Genomic DNA, 9,302 nt, shown 5'->3' on the forward strand with positions numbered 1-9,302 from the left:
GCGCTCGCGACATTCGGCCAGGGTCATCTTGCCAAGCCGGCGGCCCACATGATCCTCTCCGCCCCGGACAGCGGCGGGAGCGGATGATGGCGCACTGGTTGGTCAAGTCGGAGCCCGCCAAATACAGCTTCGAGCAGCTGCGGAAGGACGGGAAGACCGTCTGGGACGGGGTGCGCAACAACGCCGCCGCCCTGCATCTGAAGGCCATGAAGCTCGGCGACGAAGTGCTCTACTACCACTCCCAGGAGGGCCTGGAGGTGGTCGGCGTCGCCAAGGTGGTGAAGGAGTCCTTCCTAGACCCCAGCGACCCGGCCGGCCGCTTCGTCGCCGTGGAGCTGGCCGCGGTGCGCCCGCTGAAACACCCGGTCAGCCTGCAGGCCATGAAGGCCAATCCCGCGCTCGCCGGCCTGGAGATGATCCGCCAGGGCCGCCTGTCGGTCTCGCCGGTGCGCGACGCCGAATGGGCGGCGATCCTGAAGATGGCGGAGGGCTGATGCGCCCAAGGACGGCCCCGCCTGTCCTTGCCCTGCTGGTCCTGACGACCGCCGCGCCGGCGGCGGCCCAGGTGTTCCAGGAGGCGCGGCCCGCGACGCCGGAACAGATCGCCGCGGCGAAGGGGGCCGGCGACCGGATGATCGCCAAGGCGAAGGCCGAGGGCGTCTTCGCCAACGACAGCCGCGGCGCGGTGATCCAGCTGCGCCACATCCAGAGCGGCCTGATCTGCCAATTCCTGACGGAGCCCGCCAACGGGCTGGCGATCTATCCCGGCCTGGCGCGCGGCGAGGACGTGAGTTGCGGCGTCAACATCGGGAAAGTCTCGGTCACCCTCTATGCCACCCGCTATGCCCCGCCCAAGACCGTGCAGGCGGTGCTGAGGGAATCCGTGGCCGCCATGCGCAGCCGGATCGCCGACCTGGCGCCGTACGTGGGAACCACGGCCAGCCTGCAGTCGCCGGCCAAGCCTGGCCACGTGAAGCCGGCCGAGCTCACCACCCTGCGGTTCACCGGGACAGTGAACGGCGCGCCCACCTACACGCGATCCTCCGCGGCCGCCTGCGGCCCGTGGATCGTCGCCGAGCGGGTGTCGGCGCCGGTCGACGGGGCGATGGCCGCCGACGTGGCGGGCGACCTGGAGCTGGAAGCGGCGACGGACTCGGTGTGCAACGCGGCCACGCCGGGCTGAGAGCGCGCTCGCCCGGTCGCACCTAGCCCTCGATGGTCATCTGGGTCTGGGTGACCAGCGCCATCAGCTTGCCCTGGTCATTGGTGATCTTCGTCTGCCAGACGCTGGAGCGGCGGCCGATATGCAGGGGCGTCGCCTCGCCGGTCACGCTCGAGCCCACCGGCGCGCCGCGCAGGAAGTTGGTCTTGCTCTCCAGCGTCGTGGTCCGCGCGCCCGCCGGCAGGTTCAGCACCCCGCCCACCGCGCCCAGCGCATCGGCGAAGGCCATGTAGGCGCCGCCGTGCAGGATGCCGCCGACGGTGCAGAGGTCCTCGCGCACGGTCATGCGGCCGACCACCCGGTCCTTCTCGCGGACCGTGATCTCCACCCCCATCAGGTCGGAGAAGGGAATGCCGGTGAGGACCGGCGCGGCGGTGTCGGACATCGGAAGTTCCCCGTCAGGTCGGTGCAGCGGTCATCCCGGAATGCCCGTGAAGCGGCATGTCCGGGACCCATGAACATCGCCGCCCAGGAACTATCACGGCGGCGACACACCGACCTAGTCTCCGCCGCCGCGTGCACAGGTCCCGGCCTTCGCCTGCGGCCAAGCCAGGATGACATCGGTGGGAACAGCGGTTGCGCCCGCGCCACGCCGCCCCCACTTCAGCTCCGCTGGGGGGCTTGCGAGTATCCCTCGCCTTGCTTCGGCCGGCTTGGGAGCGTAACGGGACGCTCCCTCAAGACTAGGAGAACACCGATGGGTTACCGGGTCGCCGTCGTCGGCGCCACGGGCAACGTGGGCCGCGAAATGCTGAACATCCTCGAGGAAGTGAACTTCCCCGTGGACAAGATTCACGCGATCGCCTCGCGCAAATCCATCGGCGTGGAAGTCTCCTTCGGCGACCAGATCGTCCGCTGCGAGGACATCGAGCAGTTCGACTTCAGCCGCGTCGACCTGGTGCTGATGAGCGTCTCGGGGACCTTCTCCAAGGAATGGTCGCCGAAGATCGGCGCCGCCGGCCCGATCGTCATCGACAACTCCTCGGCCTGGCGGATGGACCCGGACGTGCCCCTGGTGGTGCCGGAGGTGAACCCCGACGACGTCGCCTGGGCCGACCGCAAGAACATCATCGCCAACCCCAACTGCTCCACCGCCCAGCTGGTGGTGACCCTGAAGCCGCTGCACGACGCGGCGAAGATCAGGCGCGTGGTGGTCTCGACCTACCAATCGGTCTCGGGCGCCGGCAAGGAAGGCATGGACGAGCTGTTCGACCAGACCAAGAACGTCTTCGTCCTGGGCGCCACGCCGCCGAAGACCTTCCCCAAGCAGATCGCCTTCAACGTCATCCCCTTCATCGGCGCCTTCAAGGACGACGGCTACACCGACGAAGAGCACAAGATGTGGAACGAGACCCACAAGATCCTCGATCCGGCGATCAAGCTGACGGTGACCTGCGTCCGCGTGCCGGTGATGGTCGGCCATTCGGAGAGCGTGAACATCGAGTTCGAGACCCCGCTCGACGAGGACGAGGCCCGCGACATCCTGCGCGAGGCGCCGGGCCTGCTGGTGGTCGATAAGCGCGACTCCACCGGCTACATGACGCCCAAGGAAGCCCAGGGCGAGTTCCCGGTGTTCGTCAGCCGCATCCGCAAGGACCCGACGATCAAGAACGGCCTCAGCCTCTGGGTCGTCGCCGACAACCTGCGGAAAGGCGCCGCGCTCAACGCCGTGCAGATCGCCGAGCTGCTCCATGAACGCGGCCTGATCCGCCAGAAAGCCCTGGCCTGACGCCATGGAACCGCCTGCGTCAGGCGAGGCCCGCCCCCGGGCGTGAGGCCGCTCACGCCCGAAGGATGTTAGAGTCTTGACCGTTTCCAACGCCGAACCGGCGTCCCCATCGGTCGGAAGCGGTCGGGCGCTCACGGCGGGGATCGTCTGCTACCTGATCTGGGGGATCGTGCCTCTGGTGTTCCAGGCCATGGGGCGCCTGGGAATCTCCTCCTGGGAGATCCTCGCCAACCGGACCGTCTGGGCCGTTCCGATGGCCCTGGGTTTCGTGGTCTGGGCGCGGCAGGGCGCCGAGGTGCGCACGGCCTTCCGCCACCCGCGAAACCTCGCCTGGCTGGCGATCTCGGCCCTGCTGATCGCCGGCAACTGGTCGATCTACATCTGGGCGGTGAACTCCGGCCGCGTGCTGGAGACCGCGCTGGGCTACTACATCAACCCGCTGATCGGCATGGCGGCCGGGGCGCTGATCTTCCGCGAGCGGATCGACCGGCTGGGCTACCTGGCCATCGCGCTGGCGGCCGGCGGGGTGATCGTCCAGGCCGTGGCCATCGGCGGCCTGCCCATCGTCTCGCTGGCGCTGGCGCTCTCCTTCGGCGCCTACGGCATCGTCAGGAAGCGGGTCGCGGTCCCCGCCCAGGCGGGGCTGCTGGTCGAGTGCCTGCTGCTGGCCGGCTTCGGCCTGGCCTATGTGGCCTGGCTGCAGGCGAAGGGCGCGGGCCACCTGGGCGCGAGCTGGCCCGCGACCCTGTGGCTGCTGTCCTGCGGGCCGTTCACCGCCGTGCCCCTGGTGCTGTTCGCCTGGGCCGTGCGGCGCATTCCGCTGTCGTCCCTGGGCTTCCTGCAGTTCCTGGGCCCGACCACCGGCTTCATCGTCGGCGTCGCCGAGGGCGAGCAGCTCTCGCCGCTTCGCGCCCTTTCGTTCGTGTTCATCTGGGGCGGGGCGGTGGTGTTCGCCTATGCCGCCTGGAAACGCTCGCGCCCAGCGCTCAAGGCCACCGCGCTCAAGGCCACCGCGCTCGCCAAACCCGCCGAATGACCAAAGCTTAACTCGGGCCCGGCGGCGCGAGGCTCTAAGCTGGGCTCCAGAGTGGGAGGCCCGCCCCATGGGAAAGCTGTTCTTCGCCGCCGCCGCCAGCGTCTTGGCCTTCGCCGCCGGCGCCCAGGCCATGCCCCAGCCGGGGCCGCAGGCTGTGTTGGTCCCGGTGAAGGTCGAGCAGGTGACCGCCGCCGCGCACCTCACCTACCGCGACACCGAGCACAACACCCTGTTCGAAGCCGACCTGGTGACGGTGGGCGAAATCCCGATGGCCGAGGCCGGCTGCCGGATGCGCGACAGCGCCCAGGACGCCGCCCCCAGCGCGCCCAAGACGCCGACCTCCACGCCGCGCGCCCCGCCGCGTTCGGACGAGCCGCCCATGCCGCGTCCCAAGGGCCGCTGGACGGCCTGCTCCTGAACGGCTCGCCCGCGGGCGGCTTCATCAACCTATCGCAATCCGGCGCCAGACCAGGGCGACCGCGCGGCGTTGCGCGCGGGGCCTGACGCGCCCAAGCTCGGCAGGAACCAACCCGGCCGGAGCCACGCATGCGCCCCACCTCATCCGCCTGGATCGCCGGCCTGACGGCGGTGGTCGCCGCCGGCGTGGCCGCGGCGACCTGGGCCGCGGATCCCGCGCCCAGGACCATCGGTGAGGCGACCACGGCCCTGCCGGGGCCCCTGCCGGGCGGCGGCGGCTTCGACCTGCCCAACGGCTGGCGCGTCACCCCGGCCGGCAAGTCGGTGGCCGACCTCAACGACCTTGTCCTGAAGATGCTGCCCTCGCCGGACGGCAAGGTGATCGTCGCCGGCCATTCCGGCTACCTGCCGCACGGCCTGTCGGTCATCGACCAGAAGACCCACAAGCTGGTGCAGGAGGTTCCGCTGAAGACCACCTGGCTGGGCCTGGCCTGGTCGGGCGACGGCAAGACGCTCTATGTCTCCGGCGGCAACGCCAACGGCGAGAAGAAGGAGGCCGCCAGCCTCGCGCCGATCTATGCGCTCAGCTACGCCAACGGCCGGCTCAGCCCGACGCCCAAGGCCCAGTTCACCGACAAGCCGCCCACCGACCAGACCTGGTGGTCCGGCGTGCGTGCCGATCCGAAGCGCGGCCTGGTCTGGGCGGCCAACCGCGGCACGTCCATGGATGCCACCGACGTCGTCGCCTTCGACGCCAGGACCGGCGTGGTGAAGAAGCGCATCCACGTCGGGATCAGCCCCTATGAGCTGGCGCTGAGCGCCGACGGCAGGCGGCTCTATGTCTCCGACTGGGGCGACAAGTCGGTCAGCGTGGTCGACGTCGCCAGCGAGAAGGTGGTCAAGACCATCGCGGTGGGCTTCAACCCCAACGACATGGTGCTGGCCGCCGACGGGCGGCTGTTCGTGGCCTGCTCCAACGAGAACACCGTCTATGTGATCGACACGCGCCCAGGCCCCCGTTTTGGGGCGGTGATGCAGGTGATCTCGGTCGCCCTCTATCCCAAGGCGCCCCTGGGCTCGACCCCGAACTCGCTGGCGCTGGACGCCAGGCGCAAGCTGCTGTTCGTGGCCAACGCCGACAATAACGACGTGGCGGTGATCGATATCCGCAAGCGCGAGACCAGCGAGGTGCTGGGGTTCATCCCGGCCGGCTGGTACCCCTCGGCGCTCACCCTCGCCGAGGGCGGAAACGTGCTCTACATCGGGGCCACCAAGGGGGAATCCGGCCATCCGGACCTGAAGGGCCCCACCAGCCCGCTGGCGTCGAAGTACGGCGGTGACGAGACCATCAAGACCCTGCAGCGCAGCAGCGTCGAGCGCCTGCCGCTGGCCGGCCTGCGCGCCCACCTGGCGGGCTGGACCAGGCAGGTGTTCGCCAACACGCCCTACAACGACAAGCTGCTCGCCGAGGCGCGGCCCTTCCGCACGCCCAGCATCATGCCCAGCAAGGTGGGCGCGGGCTCGCCGATCAAGCACATCATCTACATCATCAAGGAGAACCGGACCTACGATCAGGTCTATGGCGACCTGCCGCGCACCAATGGCGATCCGCGCCTGGCGATCTTCGGTCGCCAGATCACCCCCAACCAGCACGCCATGGCCGAGCAGTTCGCCGCGTTCGACAACTGCTACGCCGACGGCGACGTCAGCCAGGACGGCCACTCCTGGGCCAACGCCGCCTACGCCACCGACCAGAACGAGAAGTCCTGGCCCGCCAACTACGGCGGCCACAGCCAGGCGAAGAACCGCTCCATGGCCTACATGCCCTCGTCCGGCTACCTGTGGGACGCGGCGCGGCGCAAGGGGCTGACCTATCGCAGCTACGGCGAGTACGCGACGCGGGCCTCCACCGGCGAGCCGATGTCCAGCGTGCCCGGCGCCAACGGCCTGGTCGGTCACGTCTCGCCGAACTATCTGCAGAACCGGGTGCGCGACACCGAGAACGCCAAGGTCTTCCTTCAGGAGTTCAGCGAGTACGAGAAGAACTTCGACTCGAAGGACCCCGAAAAGCGCCTGCCGAACTACATCGTCATGTCGATGCAGGAGAACCACACCCACGGGACCGACCCGAAGTCGTTCTCACCCCGGGCCATGGTCGCCAACCAGGACGTGGCGCTGGGCCGGATGCTGGAGGCCATCACCCACAGCCGCTACTGGCCGGAGACCGCCGTCTTCATCATGGAGGACGACGCCCAGGACGGTCCCGACCACGTGGACGCGCGGCGCACCGCCTGCCTGGTGATCAGCCCCTATGTGAAGCGCGGGATCGTCGACTCGACGCTCTACACCACGAGCTCGATGGTGCGCTCGATCGAGCTCCTGCTCGGCATGCCGCCGCTCAGCCAGTACGACGCCGCGGCCACGCCGTTCTACGCCGCCTTCGGGACCACCGCCGACCTGACGCCCTACAAGGCCCTGCCGGCGCAGTACGACGTCAACGAGATGAACTCGCCCAAGGCCTACGGCGCGCGCGAAAGCGCCAAGATGAACTTCGCCGACGCCGACGAGGCGCCCATGCACCGGCTGAACGAGATCATCTGGAAGAGCGTCAAGGGCCCGGACTCCCCCATGCCGCCGCCGGTGCACAGGTTCCGCGCGGTGGTGGGGCCGGAGGCGGGCGGCGGGGCGAACTAGGGGGTGACGCGGAGCGTCGGCTTGTGACCCGTTGCGGACGCTGGTCGACGCGGAGTCAGGTGGCAGGAAGCACCAGTAGCCGACATTCACGTGCGTCCGCGAAGCGGACTCAGGCTCATCCCAATGGACCTCTTGACCCGATGATTTACATATGTAGTTTCCAAAATCGTAGCGGAGACTCCGATGAAGATCGTCGCGATATGCATCGCCGCCGTAGCGGGCCTTGCGACGCTGCTTGCGCCGCCATCGCAAAGCGCCGCACAGGGCCTCGCAGCCGCGGTGCTTCCCGACACACCCGCCGGTAAGCGGTTCGCCGATTGGCTCGCGGTCTACAACCGCGGCGACGAGGCTGAACTGAAGGCCTACGTGCGGGACGTCATGTCGGCCACGAAGTGGCAGTCCGATACGCTCGTGGAGGTCCGCAGCACCACCGGCCCGCTGGTCCCCTTCAAGGTCATCGCTCCGGGGCCGAACATCATATCCGTGATCCTGGCCGAACGGGACACCGACAGTTTCGATGAGTTCGCGATGCTGGTGGAGCCGGGCGACCCGCATCGTATCACCCTGCTTCAGCCGCATCCCGTCCCGCGGCCCACCGACGCGCCGCCGCTGCCGGTCCTCGACGAGGCGCAACTCTTGACGGCGCTGAAGGTCAGGCTCGATCGAGAGACGGCGGCGGGGCTGTTCTCGGGCGTCCTTCTGCTCGCCAGGCACGGCAAGCCGATTTTCCAGTACGCGGGCGGGCAGGAGAACCGCGAACGCAGGATTCCCATGACCGTGAACAGCCAGTTGGGGACAGCCTCCATTGGCAAAATGTTCACGACGGTCGCGGTGATGCAGCTGGCGCAGTCGGGGAAGCTGGACCTCGACGCGCCCGTCGGCCGCTATCTGCCGGACTATCCGAACAAGTCTGTCGCAACGAGAGTCACCGTCAACGAACTCCTCACACACACCGGCGGCACAGGCGATTTCCCCGACGGCGCGGCCCCGCAAGGGAAGCCACTGCTGACGCCCGCCGATTACATCGCGCTGTCCGGCGCCCGCGATCCGCTTTTCGAGCCGGGCAGCCGAAAGAGCTATTCGAACTTCGGTTTCATCATCCTTGGGCGGATCGTTGAACGCGTCTCGGGCCAGCCGTGGGGCGACTATCTGCGCGATCATGTCTTTGCGCCGGCTGGCATGACGCAGAGTGGGACGGCGCCCTACGCGACGCCCGCACCGCATCGGGCGACGGGATATACCCTTACCGCCGGCAAGCTGGTCTCAACGGACCCGATGAAAAGCCTGCGCGCGCCTACGCCTGCCGGCGGCGAGTACACGAGCGCTGGCGACCTGCTGAAGTTCATGACGGCGTTGATGGCCGGACGGCTGCTCGACCAAGCCCACACCGAGCTGCTGCTCCACGGCGACGCCACCATCGCGGGGCGCCGCTATCCCTACGACATCTCGGGAAAGGCCGAGAACGGGAAACCCTTCTTCGGCCATCAGGGCGGGGGCCCCGGGGCCAACGGCGACGTCCGGGCCTTCCCGGACAGCGGCTACACGCTGGTGATCCTTTCTAACTTCGGCCCGCCCTGGCAGAAGTTCGCCCAGTTCGTCAGCAACCGGTTGCCGATGGCGCGCTAGATGAAGCCAGAGGTCAATCTGGCCGCTGTGCGCCAGACACTGACACTCCACGAGCGCTCGGCGAATGTCCCCTAACCACCCATCGCCGACCTTCGGACGGTCTCCTCGTCGCCGGCGCACCCGCGCGGAGCGCCCCTTCGATCTCATGGGTGATGCGACGCCAAGGCAAATTGGCCGGCATGGGTCCTAGGCTGGAAATGGCATCCTCACCAATCCTCCTCCCCTTGTGGGAGGAGGATACGAAAATCCTTGACTCCCGGCTCAATCTATGTTCTTGTTTTGTTCGTGTCGGATGCAGTGGCCAAGCGCGAGAGAGCCGAGCAGATCCTGGGCGAGCTCGCAGAGCTCGGCCTGATGCTGGCCCGCGACCTTGCGGTCCAGGCCCGTGCGGCGGAGACGCCGGAAGAACGGGCGCTCCTCACCGAAGCCTTCCACAAGACCTCACGCACCGTGCGCCTGACCCTGGCGCTCACCTTCAAGCTGGATCGGGATGCTTCGCGTGACGCTCGCGAGGCGGCGAGGGAGGCTGAAGCCCAGGCGGCCGAGGCTGAGCGGCGCGAGAGCCGGATCATCAAGCC

General features: G+C 68.5%; 9 protein-coding genes. 8 read left to right on the forward strand and 1 reads right to left on the reverse strand.

The annotated features are described in order from the left end of the window. Window positions 1-86: 86 nt before the first annotated feature. Both VGL85_RS03150 and VGL85_RS03155 read left to right on the forward strand, forming a co-directional pair. Window positions 87-494: an EVE domain-containing protein gene (locus VGL85_RS03150; RefSeq protein ID WP_331585889.1), complete on the forward strand. Its 408-nt coding sequence runs from the start codon at window positions 87-89 to the stop codon at window positions 492-494. Further along, window positions 494-1,183, forward strand: a complete 690-nt coding sequence (locus tag VGL85_RS03155) for a hypothetical protein (RefSeq protein WP_331585891.1) — start codon at window positions 494-496, stop codon at window positions 1,181-1,183. Before VGL85_RS03150 ends, VGL85_RS03155 begins: the two co-directional genes overlap by 1 nt. A 22-nt stretch (window positions 1,184-1,205) precedes the next feature. On the opposite strand, the gene VGL85_RS03160 is transcribed toward VGL85_RS03155, so the two are convergent. Continuing rightward, a complete protein-coding gene (locus VGL85_RS03160) occupies window positions 1,206-1,607 on the reverse strand; it encodes a PaaI family thioesterase (protein WP_331585893.1) in 402 nt (133 codons plus the stop codon). 312 nt (window positions 1,608-1,919) lie between these two features. Here VGL85_RS03160 and VGL85_RS03165 point away from each other — a divergent pair, with 312 nt between their 5' ends. The 6 genes from VGL85_RS03165 to VGL85_RS03190 all read left to right on the forward strand — a co-directional run. Next, complete coding sequence (locus VGL85_RS03165; RefSeq protein WP_331585895.1) at window positions 1,920-2,951, forward strand: aspartate-semialdehyde dehydrogenase; 1,032 nt, start codon at window positions 1,920-1,922, stop codon at window positions 2,949-2,951. A 76-nt stretch (window positions 2,952-3,027) separates the two neighbouring features. After that, the gene (gene rarD, locus VGL85_RS03170) at window positions 3,028-3,987 is read left to right on the forward strand and encodes an EamA family transporter RarD (protein WP_331585897.1); all 960 of its coding nucleotides are present in this window, start codon (window positions 3,028-3,030) and stop codon (window positions 3,985-3,987) included. A 67-nt stretch (window positions 3,988-4,054) separates the two neighbouring features. Next, window positions 4,055-4,405, forward strand: coding sequence for a hypothetical protein (locus tag VGL85_RS03175; RefSeq protein WP_331585899.1), 351 nt, complete (start codon window positions 4,055-4,057; stop codon window positions 4,403-4,405). A gap of 128 nt (window positions 4,406-4,533) precedes the next feature. Further along, window positions 4,534-7,098 carry a bifunctional YncE family protein/alkaline phosphatase family protein gene (locus VGL85_RS03180; RefSeq protein WP_331585901.1) on the forward strand — a complete coding sequence of 855 codons (2,565 nt, stop codon included), beginning with the start codon at window positions 4,534-4,536 and terminating at the stop codon, window positions 7,096-7,098. A gap of 183 nt (window positions 7,099-7,281) precedes the next feature. After that, window positions 7,282-8,724 carry a serine hydrolase domain-containing protein gene (locus VGL85_RS03185; RefSeq protein WP_331585903.1) on the forward strand — a complete coding sequence of 481 codons (1,443 nt, stop codon included), beginning with the start codon at window positions 7,282-7,284 and terminating at the stop codon, window positions 8,722-8,724. Between the two features lie 285 nt (window positions 8,725-9,009). Continuing rightward, window positions 9,010-9,302: hypothetical protein (locus VGL85_RS03190; RefSeq protein ID WP_331585905.1), on the forward strand; the 293-nt coding region annotated here is incomplete at its 3' end.

Origin of the sequence: Phenylobacterium sp. (assembly GCF_036501465.1) — a bacterium.
GTDB lineage: Bacteria > Pseudomonadota > Alphaproteobacteria > Caulobacterales > Caulobacteraceae > Phenylobacterium.

Coding starts and splice junctions, on each gene's coding strand:
- VGL85_RS03150 (WP_331585889.1), top strand. CDS start 87: ATGGCGCACTGGTTGGTCAAGTCGGAGCCCGCCAAATACAGCTTCGAG.
- VGL85_RS03155 (WP_331585891.1), top strand. CDS start 494: ATGCGCCCAAGGACGGCCCCGCCTGTCCTTGCCCTGCTGGTCCTGACG.
- VGL85_RS03160 (WP_331585893.1), bottom strand. CDS start 1,607: ATGTCCGACACCGCCGCGCCGGTCCTCACCGGCATTCCCTTCTCCGAC.
- VGL85_RS03165 (WP_331585895.1), top strand. CDS start 1,920: ATGGGTTACCGGGTCGCCGTCGTCGGCGCCACGGGCAACGTGGGCCGC.
- VGL85_RS03175 (WP_331585899.1), top strand. CDS start 4,055: ATGGGAAAGCTGTTCTTCGCCGCCGCCGCCAGCGTCTTGGCCTTCGCC.
- VGL85_RS03180 (WP_331585901.1), top strand. CDS start 4,534: ATGCGCCCCACCTCATCCGCCTGGATCGCCGGCCTGACGGCGGTGGTC.
- VGL85_RS03185 (WP_331585903.1), top strand. CDS start 7,282: ATGAAGATCGTCGCGATATGCATCGCCGCCGTAGCGGGCCTTGCGACG.